Source organism: Leptothoe sp. LEGE 181152 (assembly GCF_032906605.1).
Classification (GTDB): domain Bacteria; phylum Cyanobacteriota; class Cyanobacteriia; order Phormidesmidales; family Phormidesmidaceae; genus Leptothoe; species Leptothoe turfae.
On the sequence record NZ_JASATU010000001.1, the window covers coordinates 55,133 to 78,636 of the forward strand.

The following is a 23,504-nucleotide window of genomic DNA, read 5'->3' on the forward strand; positions in this document are numbered from 1 at the left end:
AATTCTAACAGGAAGAATTTTCTAAATTCATAGAAAAAAGTTACATTGCAAGATAAAGCGCGTACTGCTCTGACATCAGAACAGTACGCTACGGCCCTCCTAAGGCGGAGATTTCCTAGAATCTAATGGCAAAGTTTTGTCGCACTTCAGTCTGGCTTAGGGCTCGGTTATAGATGGCTACCAGATGAATTTTGCCTAACCAGGCGCGTGCTCCTGAGAGTTCATCACCTAGGGCAAAGCGGAAGCTATTATCCCAGCTGGCAGCAAAGTTTTCGGGAATCTGTTGGCGACTGACTTCACTGCCATTGAGATAGAGAATGGCCTCCCCTGTGGTACTCGTGGTATAAACCACATGGATGGTTTGGCCTGGGGTGATGGTGCCCCCTGCCAGAGGTTGATCTGTACCGTTCTCGTCAGAGGTGTTTGTCCGCAGCCTGACTACATACCCATTATCATTTTGTCCTAGGGTGAAATTACGGTTGGATGCATCTTCTGAGACAGTGACAATACGAGCCGGTATTCCCTCACCAGGCGTCACTTGGGTAGGTTCGAGCCAGGCTTCAATGGTGAGTTCGTTGGTGGACCTAGTGGCGGTCACCAACTTTGTTGCCGGAGTTTCTGTGGTGAGAAGAGTGGGTTGTGCGATCGCAATTCCTGGCCCATTCTCCAACCACTGAATTGGCTGGTCCGCTGCAACAAGATTCAACGGCTCTCCCACCGTGGAGATATCTTGAACAACATTGCCCGTACCCTCCTCAAAGGTATACAAAGACTGCAAGCCTGCGGTGATCCTTGGCGTCACCAAAAGATTGATTTCATCGCTAACAGCAACAGCACCGTCATTGGCTGTTAATTGCAACATATAGCGGCCTGAGGCTGTTACGGTTGCCGTGGTGCGGCTAACATTCTCATCAGCAAATGTCACAGGCTGGGGGCCACTCAGCTGACGCCACACTGTAGTTGGTGTCAATAGCGGCTGACCATCATCGGCAACAACACCATTCAGTTCGACCGTGGCCGGAATACCATTTTGTACCGTGCCATCGGGCTGAACCGTAATGGGCAGCGTAATCAGCTGGTCTGGGCCTGCATCCACCAAAGGTGCCTGGTTAACAATGATGGTCACGTCATCACTCACCGCAACAGCGCCGTCATCTGCGGTGAGCCGGAGCACATAGGTGCCAGTCTTAGAGAATCGAGCCGTGGTAAAGTCAGCCGCAGCATCGGCAAATGTGACCTCTCCTGGACCGCTCACTGTGGTCCATTGAAGAGCAACACGGCCAGGAATAACAGGAAGACCATCGTCGCTAATGGTGCCATCTAATTCCACAGTGGCTGACCCCGTAACTGTTTGATCGGGACCTGCATCCACTAAAGGTGCTTCGTTGGCCACAATTATGACATCAACATTACGAGAGAAATGGCCGTTATCCACCGTGAGCCGTGCCCCATAGTTGCCGCCAACGGAGAATGTGGCAGTGGTTTCCAGGGCATTGACATTGGCAAAGGTCATGGTGCCAGGGCCACTCAGCTGACTCCAGGTCGCGATAACAGTTTCTTCGGGGTTACCCAGCCCGGTGGAGGGAACTGTGCCCGTCAGGATAGCTGCTGCTGGTAGAGTCACCAGCGGCTCCGTGGTGGCCGTCATGTTGGGCGCTTGGTTTGCATAAAACGTGGTCTCTGCCTGGGTGATGAAATGACCGTTATTAACCGATAGCCGCAGCACATACTCTCCCAGCTGAGTCACGGTAATTGTGGGTGTCAGGCTCGTAGGACTGCTAAAGCTCACGGGGGCTGGCCCACTCACCTGCTCCCAATCAATGGAGACTTGCCCTTGTTGGGGCTCACCGAGACCGTCGTTGAGGATTTGTCCAGCCAATTCAACGGTGGCAGACCCCTGATCAGAGAGATTAACCGGTGGCAAACTACCGGCATTAATCTCGGGGGCCTGGTTCACAATTACGGTAATTTCATCACTGGCAGCTAGAACAAATTCATTGGAGATAGTGTCTCCATCGGTGACCGGTTCCGTTGCTGTTATTTGCAACTCATAGCGGCCATTGCGTTCAAAGGTAACCGCAGTGTTGAGGACGTTGGGGTTGGCAAAAATCACCCCCGTTGGCCCTGATAGCTGCGACCATTGCACCGTCAGTTCTTCCGGTAGCAGTCGCTCATCAAATACGGTCCCCTGAAGCTGCGCATCCTCTGGGATATTGATCACCTGGTCTCGCCCTGCAAACACAATCGGTGTGAGATTGGTATCTGCACCAAATTGGTAGTTTTGTTGTACGTCTATCGCACTGAGGGCACGGCTGTAGAGTGCTACTAAGTGGAAGCGACCCAGCCAGCTGCGATTATCCTGCAGTTCTCCCTGTTCACTTCCCAAGCTCAGGGCAAAGTCGGAGGCCCAGGTGGAAAAGTCTCCATCAATTTGTCGGCTGGCAACTTGTTCACCATTGATATACAGCTGGGTGAGACCCGATAGCTCACGGGTGCAGACCACATGCATGGGGGCATCCGTAGTGACCACACCGCCTGCCAGGGCCTTATCGCTAGCGTTGGCATTGGTGGTACTGGTGCGTATGCCAACATGGATGCGATTGCCGGTTTGTCCCAGGATAACGTTGCGTTCAGTGGCTCCGTTGGACAGGGTGAATATGCGAGCGAGACCGATATGGTTTTCCACAGCAGGGGTAATCCAGGCTTCTAGGGTGAGGGCCTGACTGGCTTGCATAGCGGCTACTAAACGACGGGTATTAGTTGCCTGAAGCTGGCTGGGGGCCTGTAGCTGCAGTGAACCGGTACCCCAAGTGACCGCGGTGGGGGTGGCAATGGTGAGATTGAGGGGGTCAGCCTCGATTTGAACATCTCTTACCTGGGTACCTACACCTTCATCAAAGGTGTAAAGCACCTGCAGCTGTTGCGACACTCTCTCCGCCACTGAAACTGTAATGTCAGCACTGGAGAAAAGGGAACTGTTATCGGCGGTCAGCCGGAGCATATAGCTGCCGCTGCGCTCAAAGCTGGCGGTGGTGCGTAGTGCTTGGGGGTTGCTGAAGGTGACTGGCCCCGGTCCATTTTCCAGGGTCCACTGGACGCGGACTTCCCCTTGTGCTGGATCGCCCAGACCATCGCTAAGGAGTTCGCCCAGCAGCTCCACCGAACCGCCGGGGCCAACCTCCAGATCATCGCCGACGTTTAGCACGGGCGCTTCATTTACCAAAACGGTGAGATCGTCACTGGAGGTCAGTAGACCGTCGCTGGCGGTTAAGCGCAGTCGATAGAAACCACGCTGGCTAAATTGGGCAGTGGTATTAATGGCGTGGATATCGTCAAATTGAACGTTGCCAGGGCCATCAATCTGGGTCCAGGTGACAAAAAGGGCACTGTTGTCTAAACGATCATCTGCGATCGCACCCCGCAATTCCACCGTCTCACTTAGGGCAATCACCTGATTTACCCCAGCATCCACCACCGGAGCCCGGTTTGGAACCCGACCATCCGGCAACTCGGGCAGCTCACCACTGGGGATAATGCTGTCCTCCTCGGTGATGCCGTAGTAAAGCTGCATAAACTGCACAATGGCATCGGTATGGGGTTGCAGGTCTGGGAAGTAGGTGGCCACCGCCGTGCGCACAGCCCGTATAAAGGCCGGGAAGTTGTTAATCTGGTCGATTACATAGGGCTCTAACCGGCGGATCAGCTCATAGTTACTGTCAATGTTGAGGGCGGGCAGAGTCTGCTCCAGCGGTGGCATATTGGGGTCGCTAAAGCGGGGCAAAATGCGGCTGACATAGGTAATGCGGTGCATCATCCGCCAACAGGGGGGCTGTTCGGTTTGTTGGCTGGCCTGTCGCAGGGCCGCCGCATTGGCATCATTGCTTTGCTCTAGCCAAATGGGGTCTACCACCTGGTTAAAGAAGGTGTCAAAGTTGTTGCTGCTGGGTTCCAGGTAAAACGACAAGAAGCGATAGGCATCCACTTTACCAGCCTGCCGCACCGGGCGATTGGGATTAAAGGGGGCATTATTTTCGGTAATAATTCGGCCCGTTTCATCCCGCAAGAACAGATCGCCCTCCACACCGTCCAGATTAACATCCAGGGCAAAGGTGGATTCCGTTTCTTGGGATTTGGTAACCGTGAGATTTAGATGTCCACCAAATAGAGCCTGGAGGGTAAATCGAGTGGCTACTTTACTGATGGCAAACGCTGCTGAAACATCGACACCGGCCAGCCCCCGGAAAGAATAGTCTCCTCCTGTGGTTTCTTGAACAATGTCTAAAGTCTCCTGGGATTCAACAAAGGTGCCACCATCAGCGGTCCAGACATAGTTATTGACGATATTACGTTTTTGCACGCGCGGCAGTTGTTCTACTGTGCGTCCGGTGGCCAGGTCACCACTGGTAAAGTTGAGGGCATTTTGACGACGACCAATAGCTCCGGCATCATACTGTTGATAAAATGCCGCGATTTGTTCTTCTTCTCGCTGGATGCGATCGCGCAGATTATAGGCCTCAATTGGTTTGAAATAGCTGCTGTCTGAGCTATAGGTGAGGGCATTAGGATAGTGGGTGTCGGCCTCTAACCCGACTTTTCCATCCAAGGTTCCCTGCTTAGTGTAAGTAGGGTTAATCGGGAAGGTGATAATGTTGCGATCCGGTGGAATATCGGGATTGGGACGCATCTGGAGAGAGACCAGGGCGTTGTTATGCTGCAGCCGCAGGGCAAACACATCCGCAGTTTCTGACTGAACCAGGGCAAACCCTACATTCTCTGGCACAAACCGACGACCGATACTATGGGCCACCTCATCCACATTTTCCACCCGACCCCGTAGCTCTAAACGACTGATGCGACCGGTGGTACGACCACTGCCCGTGGTTGCACTTTCCAGCCAGCTTAGGGAGTTTTCAAACTTGGCCCGCACCCCCACTAAAACCCGCGTATTCTCAACACTAGAGAGGAAAAAGGGTGTACCCGCCTGCGACTGGGAGATAGAACCAAAGGATGCGGAGGTTTCAATTTCTGTATCAAAGCCCCGATCCTTAGAGGCTGCATAGGTGAAGATTGTGCTATCCACATCCGTAATCTCAACGGCGGTGGCGCTGTTATAGTCGGCAAACTCTCCTAAAACGGTGCCAGTACTGGTCAGGTTCTCACTGGGAACAGGAGGAGCCCCCTCAATATAGCCAATCAGCTGGGGATCAAACTGCACCTGGCCAATCCATTCCGTAATCAGATCACCCACAGCAAAGCCAGTAATTAGCTGCCATTCATGATTGCGAATGGTGGTGTAGCATCGCTTGAAAACACCAATCTGATTGTTGTCGGAGTCGTACTGCAGATCACCATATTCGGCAATACCGGGCTGACTTTGAATGATGCCATGGAAGGTGGTGCGAATACCTGCTAAAGCACTGCGTACCTGGGGCGTTTCATCGCTGATGGGGGCGGTTGACAGCACATAGGTACTGTTGCTAACCGCTAACGTGTTGGCCTGTAGCGATCGGTCCGACAGCTGTAGCGATTGGGCCGTTTCACCCCGCTCAGGGTCAAAGGTATAGTAAGCCACCAGCCGTTCGCGATCGCCCTGTAGTCGACGGAACAGATTATCCTGAATCTGTTCAACCGTTCTCACCTGTCGCCAGATTCGCACTTCTTCCATCTCTCCTTGGAAGAAGTCTCTTAGGCCACTGCGACGCATTGCCCCCAGGTTAAATTGAGTTTCTGGGCTCACCCAGTTAGATTGGTCAACAGGGGTTGTCTCTACACTCACACCATCACGGTAGACAGTTAAGGTAGAGCCCTGAGGATCGGGGTTGGCAACCCATTCAATTTGTCCCCGTAGCTGAGCGTGGTTGTTGCTTCTGGAGTCAAATGCTACGTTGCCATCGTTTTCTTCTAAACGCCACCAGGAAACCAAACCCGATTCATTACCCTGAATAGTAACACCCACGTTATCCCCAGCGCGGGCGACATTCCAAATTCGTATCTCACTGATGCGACCGGCCATGGGAAATACAGAAAACCCGGTCGCAGCTAGCTGTCGTATCCGCTGAATACTACCAGCATTGGGATTAGTAGGAATGTTATCGGGAAGACCGAGCAACCGTGCTGCACGCCTTAATTTATCACGCTCTTCCAACAGCAAGGTATCGTTATCATCGTCCGGCAGCCCTGGCTCATTGTCGGAGTTGACGGTCAGCTGGCGAAATCGATTGGTATCAAAGAAATATCCGGAGCCAATTTCTGTTGACTGGCTGTTGGAACCAATGTCACGGGGCTGACTGCTGCCACTGCGATAGCTGTGACTGCCCACAACTCGACCATCAATGTAAAAGGTGACATCGTATTGAGTATTAACATCCACAGTCGGCAAGCCAGCGTCATCTTCTCCTTCCTCTGTTGTCGTCTGTCGTTGGCGAGTGACCGCTAACCGATAAAACTGGTTTGCCCTGACCGTTTCGTTTGAGAAAAACGCATGTTTGATTTGCCCAGAATCCTCAAATACAAAGATCAGTCGGCCCTGAGTATTCACATAAAACGTATAGGGAACCGCCTCATCTTCAGTTACACCATCGAGCCTGCCCTTAGTGATCAGGCTGTAGGGCTGGTTCAGGTTATCTAGCTGTACAAATGTCTCTAAGGTTAAATCTTGGGTCAGGTCTAACGTGGAATTGTTGCCACAGTCTAGAAAAGAGTCGGAATTACCGCTAAATTCCAGACCGTAGGACTGATTGTAGACTGTGGCCCAATGGGTCCAGTTACCGCCAGGGACGACCTGATTAACCTGGACCACCTGATTCCCAGTGCCGGTAACCAGGCGATACCCTGGAATTGGTGACGATGTTTGAGCAGGCTCACCCAGAATAGTGCCGTGATTTTCATGGCGAGAGAAGTCAATGGCAGCAGCGCCATCAAAGTGCCAGTAGCCAGCTAACCCGCGCTCTTGTCCCCCAAGCCGACGGTTCATATCCTGCCGAATATCGGCTGCCGTCCGCACTCGCTGCCAGATGCGTACTTCATCAATATCGCCGTCAAACTGTCGTTGATTGTTAGTAGGATGTCCACCAATGGCCCAGTCGGCATTGACTGGAATCGCACCGACTTCTTCTTCTGTGCTGCCGATTTCTTCCCCGTTGCGATAGAGACGCCAGGTGGTGCCATCATACACTCCCGCTAAATGCACCCAGGTGAGGCCATTGGCATCTCCCTCAGGAATATCAGCCGCCGTAAAGTGATCAGTACCATCAAATGAACCCACCTGATATTGGCCCTGGTTAATCCGTAGATAGACCTCAGCATTGGCGCTAATGCCATGGACCACTAGATTACGAATGCCGTTGGTGGCGTTGGCACTGGTCCTTACCCAGGCTTCCAACGTAATCTCTCCAACAAAATTTAGATGATCTTGGTTGGGAATTCTAACTTTGTCGTTGGTGCCATCAAGATTTAACGCAGATTGCAATTCAGCCGATTCTAGGCCCATCAGATAGCGGCTGTTGGTCGACCGGTGATGGATCACGTGGGCCCGCTCATCCACCTGATTGGGCTGAATCCAGGCTTCCAGGGTTAAATCTCCTTCTACGGCAAACTGTTCGGGTTGGGCCGAAGTAGCCACGCTGGTGCTGCCGTTAAAGGCCAGGGTACGTCCCGGTGCTGCGGCAACCCAGCGAGACGAGAGGGTGGGAGCGGGTTGCACTGACTGACTAACCCGCAGCCTATCTCCATCGTCGGTATTGACAGCGGCCAATAGTAACGATCCGTCTAGCAAACTGGCACTTTCCTGGGTGGTGCTGGCGTTAACTTCGTAATCGTAGGGCAGATAGAAAACAGGACGATTCTCCTGGGGGGGATTGATTACATTGCTGTCGATCAGCAGCTCAATTGTTTCGGAAGGGACGGCTGTCCTCAGGGTGACTCGAATGTCCCCCACAATCAGGGTGGCACCCTCCGGCAGAGACTGTTGAATACCGCCCTCCACAATCAAACTGTCGGCACGTCCGGCTGTTACCTGAAGCGAACCTGAACCCACGAAGATTCTGTCGCCAGCAAACCCATTGAGCACATCGGCAAACTGTTGTGGCTGACGGGGGACGGATCGCCAGGTTTCCACCGGCTGTAGTTCTTCCACACCTGTATTCTCGTTAAGCACCATAAAGCCAATTTCAACGGTGCAGGTGTCAGGGGTAGATTCTTCGCTGAGATGAATGGCCAAACGGTCAAATTCTGCTTCTACCGACCGACTGGCACAGATAACCGTAGTGATGGCTTGATCGTCGCTGAGCTCAAACCGGGGGCGCTGGGTCAGGGTATCGTAGTAGGTAACAAAAAACTGGTCATCTGCACCGCGAAAATAGAGGGCCAACCGACCTACGGCACTGTCGTACAGTAGCGGTGTATCGACAGTCCAGGCAAACCCTAAAATGCCACCAGACACCGACAGCCCAGTGCGGTCTGTGTGGAGCAACGGCATCGGTACAGAAACACCGTTATCTAGCAGATCGCGAATGCTGTTTTGTTCTTGTTGGAGACTGGCCAGCGCCTGCTGTGCCTCGTTATGACGCTGCTGGCGCTGATTGCGGGTGCCCAGTAAAGCCTGACGGATAGTATTAAGGTCAAATTCAAGATTTGCGATCGCATCCTGCAATTCACTAATCTGCTGCTCAATTTCCTGGAGTCGAATTGTAAAAGCAGAGCTGGTCTGCACCAGTATGTTAGAAATCCGGTCGTTCCAATCTCTACCAACATTGGAGACACTGCTGGCAATCAATCGAGAGCGGCCACCCCGATTAACATGCTCATAAACAATTACCTGAAGCGGTGATGGTTCTCCCGGTAGGGCAGACGGTAGGCTAATGGCGGTAATTTCGTCATGCAACCCCCTGGAATTTAGGTCATTGTAGCCAACGTCACCCAGGCCAAAGCTGGCCCGTCTGCCCCGAAACCCGCTGTGTTGATATACGGTGATGCGGGCGGAGTTGCGATTGTTGATCAGAACTGATTGGGTTTGCTGTAAGTCGCTGAGGGTGTTGCGATCGCTAATCAGCTGCTCAAACGCCTCCAGCAGTGTCAGGTTGCTGTGGGGGCTGCGCAAATTGGCACTTAGATCCTGCAGGCGCGCCTGGTCCAGGTTCTCATTCCCTGCTGGAATCGGGAAAGTACTTCGATTCTGGGGGCTAACTACGCGCTGAATGCTGTTAGCCGCTTGATTGAGTTCATCAATGGAGTCTCCCAGATTGGTAATCTCCTCCTGCAGACCAATGATTCGCTGTTCGCGATCGCTAATCAGATCCAGCTGTTCATTAACAGATAGCTCGCCTTCCTCGGTGGCATTGATGACGGGCAAGCGCAGATTGTCGGGTATCTGGCTAAGCATCCCGCTGGCAGAGATACCAAAGTCCAGGGTGGCAATCTCATTACGAGTTGGGTCATCTCCCTGGGTGGCCACAGCCAGCATTACTCGGGCGCTCTGCTGGAGAGGTTTCTCTTCCTGGTCATAGCCAGTAGCCGCATTCTCCTGATAGTAGTAAAGCAGGGCTGATAGACCCGACTGCACCGTACGCTGAATAAATTGTTCTTCTGGGCCATTATCGGTCGTAACAACCCGCCGTTCTTCTAGCTGGAAGCTGCTGCGATTAATGCTGGAGTTGTTGCCGATGGGGGCCGTGGAAATCACCCAGTCAGGACCGCTGATGCTGCCAGGCTGGGCATTGCCAGTTTGGTCATAGACCCGATCGCCTGAGCCCTCATCCAAACGCCAATAGTGCAGCAAATCAGACTCTTGCCCTGTGAGCCGCTGGTGCATATCCCGCTCAATTTCAATGATGGTGCGGGCTCGATTCCACAGACGCACCTCGTCAATGAGACCGTGGAAGGCAGCCGTGGGAGACCCAATAAAGCTGAGGGGGGTAGCACTTGGATTAGCGCCGCTAAAGGTATCGGCAGTGGTGCGGAACCGCAGCTGCCCGTTGACATACACCCGATAGACCACACCATCAAAGGAGACGGCCAGATGATTCCAGCGTTGGGGAATCAAAATACCGCCGGTAACGACAGTGTGAAATGCTTGCCCGTCACCAAAGCCCGCACGGACGCGGGTATTGCCCTGAATCCATACGGAGGGCGGCGCGTTGACAGCATCGGGCTCACTGCCGCTGAGTAGAGCCTGACCCAGCTGATTATCAGGGGCAGAAACCGTTTCCTGGGGAAAGATCCAGGCTTCTTGGGTGAAGGTGGGGGTTTGGATAATGCTGGCGGGCAGGGCGATGCGATCGCTATTTTGGTCAAACCGCAGCGCCGACTCCGCAAAGCCTGAATCGGTGCCTGCCTGGGTACCACGGGTGTTAAACAACCCTTCTGCGGAGCGCTCCACATTATAAGCATCGATTTGCCCAGTGCGACCGTTATAGGCAAAAATCTGCCACCGCTCCACACGCACCACCTGGGTCGGCAACAACAATACCGAGAAGCGCCCTGCCTGCAGATGCCGAACAAAGGTCAGTTCCTGGGTGGGTTCTATAAAGGGCCGTTCTTCCATATCCACTGCCCCTAGAGTGTCTTTATTACTCTGGGGTCGGGTGCGGCTGCGGCTGCGGCGAAACCGTACCTCTCTCCGGGGCTGGAGTTGATTGCCAGCTAGCACAAATCGATCTAACAACAGAGTGTTATCAACAATGGGAACTGGTTCGCCCTCTAAATCCGTGACCAGATTCCCCTCTTGATCCAGACGATTAACACTATCAGGATGCTTGGCGGCCACGGCCTGTCTAAATACGTAAACATGACGCCCATCTGAAAGCACCTGAAATGGAGCCTCTGCCGTTAAACGAGCCGTTGATGATAAAAATGTATCGACTTCCTCAGGGGGCACTCGCACCTCAGGGGGCACTGGCGTCCGATTCCCCTGTTGAACCGTGGGTAGCGCATACTGATCCGCGATCCCAAACCCAACTTTAGAAATTTCAGTGGGGAATCTCAGCTCCACTGGGTTTTCTGACCAGAACTCCACATCTAAGGTGCTATCAATCTCGGAATTCTCTAAATCTAGGACTGAGTAATAGATACGACGCTCCGCATCCATTGCAAAAGCAATCACGTTACCCTCGTGCCGCAACATCGTAGTGTGAAGGTAGGTGCGGTTGGCGTTATAGGTTCTGATAAAGGTATCTAACATAGTGAGAAAAGAGAGAATAGAATTTATGAATTCGGAATAAGCTTAGACATTGAGCCAGCTCAGTCAAGCCACCAGCAGTAACCGACCCGAACGTGATTCTTTAGCAGCATTGAAGCGTTGGTTATGGGAGTCTATGCAGGCTACAGAGCGCCAGATGAAGATTCCCTAAAACAAGCTTTGGGCCTTAGCTAAGAAAATCCTGAGAAGAGAATGAGAGTTTTCTAAAACCCTGCCCTAGTAAAAGTTTTAAGCGTAAACGAATAACGTCCAACAGTCTCTTGCAACGCTGAGTTCAAATAACATGGTAAAAAATGTAAAGAAATATCTAAAGATACCTAACCGTGTCTAATGGCCGGTCCTAACATCATCGGGTGAACAAAAACTATGGCTCTCCGCATTGCACTCCTCACCTACTCCACCAAGCCCCGTGGCAGCGTCATTCACACCTTAGAGCTGGCTCAGGCATTGGCTGACCTCGGTCACCATCCCTGCGTTTTTGCCCTGGACAAAGATGGACAAGGGTTCCATCGGCCAACCGCATTCCCAACCTGCTCTGTACCGGCTGCCCCCTGTGATGCTGGTATCGATCAGCTGATCCAACAACGCATTGATGAGTTCGTAACATTTTTCCAAAGCCATCCCCAGCAATATGACATCTACCATGCCCAAGACTGCCTCAGCGCCAATGCCCTAGCCATCCTTCAACAACAGGCTCGTATTCCCCATTTTGTCCGCACCGTTCACCACATCGAAGACTTCCAAAGTCCCTACTTACAAAATTGTCAGGAGAAATCCATCCATCAGCCCGCCCGCTGTCTGTGTGTCAGCGATGTGTGGCAGCAGGTGCTTGCAGAAGACTACAATATCCAGGCCCATCGAGTGATTAACGGTGTGAGTAGGCGGTTCTCGGCGAATCCTGATGGGTCTGAAACGGCCTTGGCTAATAGCTATGGCATCCGCAGTGGCCCCGTATACCTGACGGTGGGGGGCATTGAACCTCGCAAAAACTCAATTAATTTACTTAAAGCATTTCATCAGGTGAGGCAGGTGCAACCCCAGGCACAGCTGGTTATTGCTGGTGGGGCAACGCTGTTTGACTATCAGGCCTACCGACAGGCGTTTATGGCTCTGGTGGAGGCCTATGACCTGGCCGATGGCCTGGTGCTGCCCGGAGTAGTGCCTGACAAGGACTTACCAACGCTCTATCGTTTAGCCAATGTTTTTGTATTTCCCTCTGTGCAGGAAGGCTGGGGCCTGGTGGTGCTAGAGGCGATCGCATCTGGATTGCCGGTACTCACCTCTAATCAAGCGCCGTTTACTGAGTTTTTGTCACCCCAGGAGGCCAGGCTAGTAGCGCCCGAAGAGGTGGGTGCGATCGCAACAGCCATGCTTAATCTTCTTAACCCTACTATTGCCCAACCACTCATCCACCACAGCCAGCCTATTATCAGCCATTACAGCTGGCAGCAGTCCGCTAAAATGCATCTGGAACTTTACAACGAGTTGGTCTCAGGGCCTAACAATATACGCTGAGTATGGGTCTCAGCAACAATCTTCCCGCGTTTAATCACACGACGTTCTATGGGGGCAGTGCCAATGACCTCAGAAGCGGAATTTGCACCGATTAATACCAGGTCTGCCATATTCCCAGGAGCAATACCGTAGTTACTAACACCAATGGCCTTAGCCGCAGAAGTCGTCGCCATCTCTAAACATTGGATATGACTCTCAGCCGTGCCCAGCTGCAGCGTTTGGGCCAGCAGGGTGCAAATCTTTAACACATCCCCATCCCCAAAAGGAGTAAACAGATTTTGGATATTGTTAGTGGCGATCCCGACGGTCACCCCATCATTCATCAGCTGATCAATAGGGGCCACGCCACGCCGCACATTATGACTATCTTTTCGCCCCATCATATAAAGATCAGTGGCAGGCAGGGCCAAAACCGAGATACCCGCATCTCGTAACATCGCAGCCATTTCTCGCAAAATCTCGGGTGTGAGTCCGGCTAGCTTTGTCATATGCCCTAAACACACCCGACCTTGCCAACCACGCCTTAGGGTTTCTTCAACAACTGTGGGCAACAACAACGGCGAGTCATCATCCAAAAAGTCCAGGTGAAAATCAACATCACAGTCAAACTCCTGGGCCAGATCAAAAATGATGCGAATATTTTGCTCTGGATCTGGATCAACATAAGGGGCCGAACCAATCACGTCCCCCCCCATGGTCATGGCCTGTCGCAATAAATCCACCGTGCCCGGCTGATGGGTAATGCCCTCCTGGGCAAATACAGCCAGCTGCAGCGTCAGTCCCCAGGCATACTCCTGCTTCAACGGGAGCAATGCCTCCATCGCCGTTAGCTGTAGTATTGGATCAACCTCGACATGACTGCGCATGAGGGTTGTGCCAAAGTTAATCTCGCGTTTGATCACATCGCGAGCCCGCGATTGGATATCCTCAATGGTGAAACGCTGTTTAAGATTCCCCGTTTCCGCCAACGCTTCTTGAAATGTGCCAGTTTGGGCAGGGCGTTGAGTCAGCAACAGAGCCTTATCCAAATGTAAATGTCCGTCCACCAAACCTGGGATTACTAACCTACCCTTAGCCTTTAAGGTGAGCTGGGCATAGGTATCGATCCGAGGTGCAACCTCAGTTATGACACACCCTTGCATGGCGATTGACCAGCGCCCCTCTCGTCCCGGCAATGTGGCATCGACAATTTTTAGCGTTATGACCATCTGCTATCCCCTGCCTGAGCACAACTCAAATGTCTGTTACAGATGATAGAAAACAGTTCCCGTTATCGTGGTTATATGAATATATATGCCAATTTAGGCAGTTCTATACTCTACTCCCCCATCTGTTATAAGCATCATGCCTGAGATCCGATTTCATATCCAGTGGCCAGACGGTCAGCAGGAAAGCTGTTATTCTCCTTCACTGGTAGTACAAGAATACTTTCAAGTAGGTAAATCTTATACCATCACTGAATTTCTACAGCGCTCTCGAGACTCTCTTCAGACTGCTAGCGATCGAGTTAAGGCTAAATATGGTTTCCCCTGTGGCCTAGCCATGGGACAGTTACAAAAAATTGAAGACACTGCTCAGCGGTACTTAGAACAGCCTGACAGTAAAGTCACCGTTCTCAAGTTTCAATAATGATTTATTCAACCATGGTTTAACTTGGACAATTGCGTGCAGGAAGAATTGGACTCAAGCGTCGAAACTCTGATACATACTGCTCCAGTACCACAAACTGGGGTAAGTTTAATCGATAGTAAATCCAACGTCCTTCCTGCCGACCCTGGATTAGACCTGCTTCGCGCAGCGTTTTGAGGTGAAACGAGAGCTTAGAGGCGCTAATACCTAAATGATTCGCGATATCGCAGGCACATAGTTCGCGTTCGCGCAATAACTCAATTACTTGTAAACGGTAGGGTTCTGAAAATGCTTGAAAAAGTGGCAGAACGTCATTAGAAATAGTCGCGGCAGTCGTCTTCATGATCCTTTGTATATCTATTTGAAATCATAGCGCTTAAGAGAGAAAGCAAGAACTTAAAACTATTGAATTTTGCCATCAAATTGATAAGCATGAGAGACTTCTCATTAGCTGATATCTCACAGTATTTTATTCTCTAATAATTCTCATTATTTTTTCACTCATCACCACACCAACAAAAAAGCTGACTCTCAATGAGCCAGCTTAACACTGCGCGGGAACGCGTATAGGAAGCAGCAGTAGTAGTAGTCTTGCTACTGAAGTACTAGCTTCACGTTCGCATTCTGCAACCCAGGGCGCTTAACCTCAGCTAAAGTGCGGTTAACGGCATACTTCTGGTTAATGGAGTTGATTAGCTCAGTTTGATTATGCTTCTTAGCAACACCCCAAAGGTCAGCAATTAGATCAAAGGAGCCGTCAGTATTGCGGGACCAGCCTAGATCATACTCACCTTCTAGAACAGCTACGATGTCGGCACGTACGCGCTGACCGTTGTAGCCACGAACATCCGCATCAGTCTTAACAGAGATGCCGAGGTCCTTCAGAGAAGACGTGAGAATTTCAGCTTCAGTGATCTTAGTGCGTAGAGTACTAAAATGAGACATTGGTGTTTCCTCCAGTAGGAAAATGAGAGATACAGAACTAAAAACGCAAAGCCAATAGATTAACAAATTAAAGATGGTTATTTGCTAAGCCATTGCTTCAAAAACTGCTAACCCTTAAGGTTAGCCCTTTGCCAGGGGGAACCCCTAACAAAAGCCTGTTAAAACTCCATCCGCTGATATTCAGCGACGGATGAAGCTGCGGGGCGAGCACGTTGTCGTGCCCAATCGCGAAGCGCCGTTACCTGTTCATTCATGGTCTTAGATAACGGTAAGGTCGCCCGAATAGCGGCAATAATATCGAGTTGATTAAACTCACGACCTTGGGCAAACGCTTCATACATTGCAGAGATTAAACCCTGTTCAATCTCCGCCCCCGAAAAACCTTCACATACCTTAGTAAGCTGATCGAAATCAAATCGTTCGATATCGCGGCGGCGCTTACTGAGGTGAATTCTAAATATTTCCTTACGTTCTTCTTCATTGGGTAGATCTACAAAGAAGATTTCGTCAAAACGACCTTTACGCAAGAACTCACTGGGTAACCGTTCTACCCGGTTAGCCGTTGCCATGACAAACACTGGCGAATTCTTTTCTTGCATCCAGGTCAGAAAGCTACCAAAAATACGGCTAGAGGTACCACCGTCAGAATCAGCAGAACCGGCACCACCGGCAAAGGCTTTATCGATCTCATCAATAAAGAGAATTGCTGGCGAAATTGATTCAGCTGTACGTAACGCACTGCGCAAGTTGGCCTCAGAACGACCCACCATGGAACCGTCATACACTCGGCCAATATCTAACCGCAACAGGGGCAGGCCCCACAGGCGAGCCGTTGTCTTGGCAATTAGAGACTTACCACAGCCGGGAACACCCAGAATCAACATTCCTTTTGGCTGGGGCAAACCATACTCACGCGCCCGCTCAGTAAATGCATTGGAACGTTGCCTCAACCAGCGCTTCAGCTCTTCTAAACCACCGACCGAATCAAGGGTCTCATCCTCTTCTATATATTCCAGGATACCGTTGCGACGAATCAGCTGCTTTTTCTCAGACAAAACAATGTCTACCTCTGATTCAGTCAGCTTTCCTGAAACGACTCGGGATTTACGAAATACTTTCTCCGCTTCATCTTCCGTCAGGCCTAGGGCTGCTTTCAACAGCTTTTCCCGTACGTCAGTTGTAATGTTGGCACTGTGGGCCTTAGTCAATTCCGCAGTCAGTACCTGATTCAATTCACCCATGGTGGGCATAGAAAAGTCCAGGACTACCACTTCTTTTTCTAGCTCTACCGGAATCTCCTGCACTGGAGACATCAGCATAATTGTCTTATTGGTGCCTTTGAAACTTGCGATCGCATCCCTCAAACATCGCGTCACCGCTGGCGAGTCCATAAATGGGTGCAGATCTTTAAATATATAAATACCCGGATCTTTCTGACGGATCACCCAATCAATGGCAGCCTCAGGAGAAACGGTGTTGCCATTTTGAGACCCCCGAGTTTGACCGTATTCAACAATACCGTGGGTCACTGTCCACGTATACATACGCCTCTGGGGCTGCTGCTTAGTAATCGCCGCAATTGTCCGCTCCGCTCTTTCTTCCTCGAACGTGAGCAAGTAAATCAGAGGATACTGAGCCTTAATTAGGACCTGGAGCTCTTCTTTCATAATTTTTATCCTCTCAACGCCGACCGATACCAACAGACTAACTAAACCCAATAGAAATACGGTTACAACTTAAAACCGCAACTCAAGGGCTACAGATTTCACTTAACAGGGCACCAACTCCCCTTCGTCAGAACGCACCGAGCTAGGCACAACGTCAGGCACCTCAGTCAAAGATTCTGCATGCAAGTCGGCGTGAGCATCAACCGCCATCAGGTCACCATCTCTCAGCACCACAGAAGTCGTACAAGCGGGGCATTCGTACACCAAGTGGGCGGAACCCTGAACCCCTTCGACAACATCGGAGTGATTCAGATAAAACCCAATTGCCCGCTCAGCCAAGGTAGACATGGGTTCTCCATCTACCGCAGCGCGAATCTTGAGCTGACGGTGCAGGTCATCGTGCATATAAAGAGTGACCTTCTGCTTACCTTGCATATCAACCTTAATAAATAGAAGTTAATTCGTGGGGCATCTTACCCATGGAGTAAACATACCGACCTTATTTGATGCCGTCAAGCCGTCAAGCCGTTTTGACGTCAAAACGTTCACATTACTTTACAAAGTAATGGCAAAAATGAAGGGTAAATATAGGGAAATCCCTTAGATATCAAGGTATTTTGCTGGAAATGTAGGGAGCAGGGGGTAGGTAATGGGGAATGGGGAGTGGGAGAAATCCCTTAGATATCGACTCACTTCGGCAAAAGCACTGACTTTTAGAATGCAGACGTGAACCAGTATCAAGTTCTAATTTTAGTCAACATCCCCCGTTGGCATTTACCCCACGGCGACTAAAATAAATAGCCGATGAATTCTATGCATCTATGGCTAGCGCACCGACCATCGCATCGTTTCCGTCTTTAGAGGCTGCTCTTAAACACTTCTTTGGCTATGACGACTTTCGCCATTACCAACGCGTCATCATTGAGCAAGTCCTAAAAAATCAGGATGTGTTGGTAATTATGCCCACAGGTGGAGGTAAGTCTCTGTGTTATCAGCTACCGGCCCTACTGCGTTTAGGGGTAACGATTGTGGTCTCTCCCCTGATTGCCTTGATGCAGGATCAGGTGCGTAGCCTGGCGGACAATGGCATTGCCGCTACGTTTCTCAACAGTAGTTTGACCTTCAACGAGGTGCGCGATCGCGAGCAGGCGCTACTCAGGGGCGACATCAAGCTGCTTTACCTTGCCCCTGAGCGCCTGATGAATCCCAGTTTTTGGCCATTGTTGGAACAAATACAGCAAACCGTTGGCCTCAGTGCTTTTGCCATTGATGAAGCCCACTGTGTTTCGGAATGGGGGCACGATTTTCGACCGGAGTATCGCCAGCTTTTTCAGCTGAAGCAGCAGTTCCCCCAAGTGCCTGTCATGGCATTAACAGCCACCGCCACTGAGCGCGTTCGGCAAGACATTATTCAACAGCTACGCCTCAACGACCCTCAGGTATTTGTCTCAGGGTTTAACCGACAAAATCTGTATTACGAGGTAACGCCAAAGACAAAACAGAGTTATGACCATTTATTGAAGCTGGCCAAACAGCAGTCGGGGGCCGGTATCATCTATTGCCTGAGCCGAAAACGGGTTAATGAAATTGCGTTTCGTCTGAAGCAAGATGGGATCTCTGCCCTGCCATATCACGCTGGTCTGAGTGCGAAGGAACGCCAGGGAAATCAAGAGCAGTTTATTCGAGATGATGTGCGCATTATTGTGGCCACCATTGCCTTTGGCATGGGCATTAACAAACCCGATGTGCGATTTGTCATTCACTACGACCTGCCACGTACCATTGAAAGCTACTACCAAGAATCGGGGCGAGCCGGGCGTGATGGCGATCCGGCCAACTGTACCGTTTTCTTTAGCTACGCTGATGTGGCTACCGTTGAGTATCTAATTAGTCAAAAGCCTGATGAGCAAGAACAGCGGATTGCTCGTCAGCAGTTGCGCCATGTGATTAACTATGCTGAGAGTGCGGTCTGCCGCCGTAAAATTCAGCTCAGCTACTTTGGTGAGAGTTTTCCTGGAGACTGCCAGAACTGTGACAACTGCCTGAATCCTGTACCGCTAGAAGATTGGACCATTGAAGCCCAGAAGTTTCTCTCCTGTGTCGCTCGCTGCCAAGAGAGATTTGGCATGAATCACATTATCGATGTGCTGCGCGGTTCTCGCAAAAAGAGATTGGTGGAGCTGGGGCACGATCGGCTTTCTACCTATGGCATTGGTCAAGACCATAGTGTGGATGACTGGCGACAGCTATGTCGGTCTCTTTTACACCAGGAACTAGTATCAGAAACAACCGATGGCTATTCTGTTCTTAAGCTGAACTCAGGTAGCTGGCAAGTATTAAAAAAAGAGATCCCGGTCAATATTCACGTCTTTAAACGAGCTGAATCTACCAAGGCCACTAAGGCCACCGACGAAGTCCAGCTTAACGCTGACGAAACTCTGTTGTTGGAGCAACTACGCGGTCTACGTAAACGGCTAGCTGATGAACAATCGGTGCCCCCCTACATTGTCTTTGCCGATGCCAGCCTCAGACAAATGGCCCAGCAGCGACCCGTTACAACCGATGCATTCGCCACCATCTCCGGTGTGGGCAGACGTAAGCTTGAGCAATATGGTCAGGTGTTTACCCAGGAGATCCAGCACTTTTGCCAGTCCCATAATCTGACACCCAATAACAACATTACTGGCTCCTCTGCCATACCAGAGACACGCCGATCGTCTAGCGAATTAACATCCACCTATATCATCACCCATCAGCTCCACCAGCAGGGGCTATCTCCATCCGAAATTGCCCTGGATCGAGGGTTACGCTTGGGCACAATTATCGAACATCTAAATCAGCTAATTGAAATGGGCCAAGATGTCGATCTCAACGCCCTAGTATCACCAGAACGCCAGGTGCCAATCTTTGAAGCCATTGAAAAAGTAGGCTCCCATTCCTTAAGAACTATCCGTGATGAACTTGGCGAAACCTTTGACTATAATGAAATTCGTCTAGTTAGGGCTGCATGGGAAAGCCAGCATGGGACTTAAATTAGAACCTGTTGAGATATTGGCTATGACGAAGGTCCCTGATTGTAAGCAAAGGGCAAAATTCATATAAAACCTCCACGATCCTAAGGCATGATTGATAGGCTTCACCTATTATTTGGCGCGTTAAGACGCCTGTGCCGCTATGTTGTTCAACTGTTTTGCTACCGTAGCCCGTGGTCTAGAAGAGCTGGCTGCCCAAGAACTTGAGCTACTGGGCGCTGAAGGGGTAGAGCCTGGATTTTGTGGGGTAGCTTTTCGGTGCGATCGCAAACGTCTCTACAGCATTAATCTATGGACCCGATTATCCTTTCGGATTTTGGTCACCGTTGCCCATGTGCCCTGCCGCGACAGCGATGCCCTTTATCGCGGTATCCAACGTATCGACTGGGAGCAGTACCTATCACCTGACCAAACCTTGGCCGTAAAAGCCACCGGTAAAAACGATCGTCTGAACCATAGCCACTTCACGGCACTACAGGTAAAAAACGCCATCGTCGATCAGCAGCAGGACCGCCATGGAGAGCGTTCCGATGTGGATACTGAAATTCCTGACGTGCAGATCAATGTTCACATCAAAGATGATAAAGCCACCGTTAGTTTAGATAGTTCTGGCAGTAGTCTCCATCGCCGTGGCTACCGACCTGCCATGGGTACAGCACCTCTAAAAGAGTCTCTTGCAGCTGCTCTAGTGCAGTTAACAGAATGGTCTGGTAATGTAGCATTTCTTGACCCCATGTGTGGTTCGGGGACATTGCCCATTGAGGCGACGTTACAGGCCATGGGGATTGCGCCGGGGTTGTTTCGTGATCAGACAAGCCAGGGGTTTGGGTTTCAAACCTGGCCTGATTATGATCAGCCGCTCTGGCAGAGGGTGGTGGAAGAAGCGAAGAAACGGCGGAAGACAGAACTGGGGGTACCCGTAGTGGGATGCGATCGCGACCTGGATATTCTCACCGATGCCCGCACCAATGCTGATTTCAGCGGTGTGGCTGAGCATATTGAATTTAACTACACTGACTTTGCCGATATTGAAGCGCCTGCCGACAGCGGTATCCTGATCTGCAATCCCCCCTATGGAGAACGTCTGGGCCAAGCTGAAAATCTGGCCCCATTTTATAAACTCATGGGGGATATTCTCAAACAGCGTTTTAAGGGTTGGACCGCTTATATTCTCAGTGGCAATAAAGCACTAACCAAGTGTATTGGTCTCAGAACAGCCCGAAAAATCCCCATCTATAACGGTTCTATTCCCTGTCAGTTTTTGAAATACGAAATGTATTAAAAGACGCTGTACCAAACGGTGCATGTGAAAGCGGTCCGACCCGATCGCGATCATCTAGAAAATCAATTTCCCCGAGTGGAAGGCTACCGGGTAGAGCTGCCAGATACTCGACTAACCGCTACGTTCAGTCCGAACTCAGTGCTGGAGCTAATCCCTGACATGGTAGGCCCTTCAGTCACTCGTAATGAAGGCATTCGGTGAAGGAGCGGACTTGACTGTAAAGCACCTGGACGATATCAGAGAGTCTACGATTTTATTCCATCTGACAAAGCAGCTGACAGGCAACACCCGAACAGCCCAGCTGATGTATCAAGATATTGCGAATAAGGTTTGTGAGTTAATTAAACGAGCCATTAAGATGGGCATTTGCGGAGTTTACAGAAGTTTTTGAAATTGAGGCGGATTTTAGTCGTTTGATCGAGACTAAGTTTGGGCGTTTGATTAAGACGACGCTAAAGCAGGTGACCGATGTAGGAGGAATTAAGCTATGACCGTTGCAACTGTGGCTAAAACCTATACGGCTGAAGAATATCTGGCCCTAGAAGTCGACGCGGATACGCGCAGTGAATTTCGTGATGGGGAAATTGTTGAAATGACAGGGGGCACACCGGAGCATAACGAAATTACTGGCATGTTCATTTTTTTGCTCAAGGCTAGTTTGCGTAAACAGCCCTACAGTATCTTTGTGACCGATCAGCGACTGTGGATACCGGCGCTGAAACTCTACACCTATCCGGATGTGATGGTTGTCCCCAAGCCACTAGAACTACATCCTGGTCGCAAGGATACGGTGATGAACCCTATTTTGATTGCGGAGACGCTCTCAAAATCTACTCAAAATTATGATCGGGGTGACAAGTTTGAAGCCTATCGCACTATCGAAAGTTTTGAGGAATATGTGCTGATCGATCAGTATCGGCCCCAGGTGGATCACTATGTCAAGCAGTCGGCAAACCAATGGTTATTGACTAAGTATCGAGGGTTAGAGGCTAGCTTTCGGTTGGAATCTGTTGGCGTGGAGATAGCCCTGGCGGAACTTTATGAGGCGGTGGAATTTGATGAACAATAATGCAGTCCGCCACCGACAGTCTCTAATCCCTCCCTTTTTAAGGGGGACTTTGAGTTAGCAAACACTCTCAACTAGGAGAAAAACAAGGCGAAAACAAACCTCCACAACAAAAACCTCTCCTTTATGGCGAAGTTCCCGATGATGACTTACTCGCCTATGGCGTCCCCACCGACTGGCTAGATGACGTCCGCCTCGCGATCAGTTACTCATTACAGGTGTTGATCCAACATCAGAATTCCTAGATGACCTAGATGCATAGTGTCCTTTATGAGCCAAAATATTAAGGATTTTCGTTATTTGCAAAGCTCATGAAATACAAAATTTATGAATGTATCGGGTTGGGAACGCCGCCAGCTGTTAGCTTGCTCCATTGCCCTTAAAATTCGATGTTTCCATTGACTGCCAAAGGTTTTAATGTGATAGAGCCAGCCTGATTTTTTCATCACACATTTTTGATGCACAGGGAGCCAGCATCGATGTCTTGAAGGGTGGGGTTTGTTTAGCTTTACCTTGATGGCTTCGTAGTTTGGATGTCTGCCATGAATAATTTTGACCGACTGATTTAGGGTGAAGAAGAACGGTGTTCTCGCATTCCAGGCATGGGAAAGAACATAGATTTTAGAGGTTGATTTTAACCAGGCCTCCATGAAGGATGTTTGGTCGTTTTCTTTGCCCAGGGTCGATTGCTTTAACTTCGTCTGGTAAGTTTTTAGCCAATGGTCAAATAGGTGATCATTACGCTCATTTTTTGTATAAAGAATCACTCCGGTATTGTACAGATCCGAAGCTTTTAAGCGCTGTAGGGATTGGGGAGATTTGGCTCGATTTACATCTGTTGGATCTTGTGCGATCGCAACATCAAAAAAATCTAACAGATCAAATATATGGCTAATATTTTCACAAATATAGGTATCACTATCGATAAACAGAGTTTCAGTGTAGGGAGACGAATGGTAGAGATGCTGAACTTTGTACAACAATCCATGATTGTAGGTTTCAGTGGTGGTGGGCCGTACAATCACCTGATCAAAGGCATCACTCTCAATCGGCTGGTCTGTCACCAAGGCAATCTGAGCATTTTCATCGACATGCCTTAAACTTCGGGCGGAACCTATGGCTTCGCGAACAAATCGCTCACCCGCTGCTACGTACAAATACCCTTTCATCAATT

The 23,504-nt window shown here is 50.3% G+C and carries 12 protein-coding genes and 1 pseudogene; 6 read left to right on the plus strand and 7 right to left on the minus strand.

Translation table 11 applies throughout. The annotated features are described in order from the left end of the window. Nucleotides 1–115: 115 nt before the first annotated feature. A complete protein-coding gene (locus tag QGP82_RS00260) occupies nucleotides 116–11,176 on the minus strand; it encodes a LamG-like jellyroll fold domain-containing protein (protein ID WP_499056586.1) in 11,061 nt (3,686 codons plus the stop codon). 384 nt (nucleotides 11,177–11,560) lie between these two features. Between QGP82_RS00260 and QGP82_RS00265 the strand changes: the two genes are divergently transcribed. Next, nucleotides 11,561–12,709 carry an MSMEG_0565 family glycosyltransferase gene (locus tag QGP82_RS00265; protein ID WP_499056587.1) on the plus strand — a complete coding sequence of 383 codons (1,149 nt, stop codon included), beginning with the start codon at nucleotides 11,561–11,563 and terminating at the stop codon, nucleotides 12,707–12,709. On the opposite strand, the gene QGP82_RS00270 is transcribed toward QGP82_RS00265, so the two are convergent. Further along, entirely contained in the window at nucleotides 12,670–13,917 is a 1,248-nt protein-coding gene (locus QGP82_RS00270) for an amidohydrolase family protein (protein ID WP_499056588.1), read from the minus strand. The genes QGP82_RS00265 and QGP82_RS00270 overlap by 40 nt on opposite strands. 136 nt (nucleotides 13,918–14,053) lie before the next feature. On the opposite strand from QGP82_RS00270, the gene QGP82_RS00275 reads away from it, so the two are divergent. Further along, nucleotides 14,054–14,338: an MSMEG_0570 family nitrogen starvation response protein gene (locus QGP82_RS00275; RefSeq protein WP_499056590.1), complete on the plus strand. Its 285-nt coding sequence runs from the start codon at nucleotides 14,054–14,056 to the stop codon at nucleotides 14,336–14,338. A 19-nt stretch (nucleotides 14,339–14,357) separates the two neighbouring features. Here QGP82_RS00275 and QGP82_RS00280 read toward each other — a convergent pair whose 3' ends face one another. The 4 genes from QGP82_RS00280 to QGP82_RS00295 all read right to left on the minus strand — a co-directional run bounded on the left by QGP82_RS00280 (nucleotide 14,358) and on the right by QGP82_RS00295 (nucleotide 17,385). After that, nucleotides 14,358–14,681 carry an ArsR/SmtB family transcription factor gene (locus QGP82_RS00280; RefSeq protein ID WP_006514521.1) on the minus strand — a complete coding sequence of 108 codons (324 nt, stop codon included), beginning with the start codon at nucleotides 14,679–14,681 and terminating at the stop codon, nucleotides 14,358–14,360. Nucleotides 14,682–14,932: 251 nt separating this feature from the next. Continuing rightward, nucleotides 14,933–15,283 (minus strand): DUF1257 domain-containing protein, encoded by a 351-nt coding sequence (locus tag QGP82_RS00285; RefSeq protein WP_163663137.1) that lies wholly within the window; start codon nucleotides 15,281–15,283, stop codon nucleotides 14,933–14,935. A gap of 158 nt (nucleotides 15,284–15,441) precedes the next feature. Continuing rightward, on the minus strand, nucleotides 15,442–16,950 hold the full coding sequence (ycf46, locus tag QGP82_RS00290) for a stress-responsive protein Ycf46 (protein ID WP_163663140.1): 1,509 nt from the start codon (nucleotides 16,948–16,950) through the stop codon (nucleotides 15,442–15,444). Nucleotides 16,951–17,052: 102 nt separating this feature from the next. Then, nucleotides 17,053–17,385 (minus strand): slr0373 family blue light stress response protein, encoded by a 333-nt coding sequence (locus QGP82_RS00295; RefSeq protein WP_163663144.1) that lies wholly within the window; start codon nucleotides 17,383–17,385, stop codon nucleotides 17,053–17,055. Nucleotides 17,386–17,771: 386 nt separating this feature from the next. Between QGP82_RS00295 and recQ the strand changes: the two genes are divergently transcribed. The 4 genes and pseudogenes from recQ (at nucleotide 17,772) to QGP82_RS00315 (ending at nucleotide 22,333) form a co-directional block, all read left to right on the plus strand. Continuing rightward, nucleotides 17,772–19,982 carry a DNA helicase RecQ gene (gene recQ, locus QGP82_RS00300; RefSeq protein ID WP_499056592.1) on the plus strand — a complete coding sequence of 737 codons (2,211 nt, stop codon included), beginning with the start codon at nucleotides 17,772–17,774 and terminating at the stop codon, nucleotides 19,980–19,982. Between the two features lie 142 nt (nucleotides 19,983–20,124). Next, nucleotides 20,125–21,264 (plus strand): THUMP domain-containing class I SAM-dependent RNA methyltransferase, encoded by a 1,140-nt coding sequence (locus tag QGP82_RS00305; RefSeq protein WP_499056593.1) that lies wholly within the window; start codon nucleotides 20,125–20,127, stop codon nucleotides 21,262–21,264. A gap of 12 nt (nucleotides 21,265–21,276) precedes the next feature. Next, nucleotides 21,277–21,637: pseudogene (locus QGP82_RS00310) on the plus strand (restriction endonuclease); the annotation flags it as partial. Between the two features lie 114 nt (nucleotides 21,638–21,751). Further along, the gene (locus QGP82_RS00315) at nucleotides 21,752–22,333 is read left to right on the plus strand and encodes a Uma2 family endonuclease (RefSeq protein WP_499056594.1); all 582 of its coding nucleotides are present in this window, start codon (nucleotides 21,752–21,754) and stop codon (nucleotides 22,331–22,333) included. A 293-nt stretch (nucleotides 22,334–22,626) separates the two neighbouring features. Here QGP82_RS00315 and QGP82_RS00320 read toward each other — a convergent pair whose 3' ends face one another. Beyond that, a complete protein-coding gene (locus QGP82_RS00320) occupies nucleotides 22,627–23,499 on the minus strand; it encodes a hypothetical protein (RefSeq protein ID WP_499056595.1) in 873 nt (290 codons plus the stop codon). Nucleotides 23,500–23,504 lie beyond the last annotated feature (5 nt).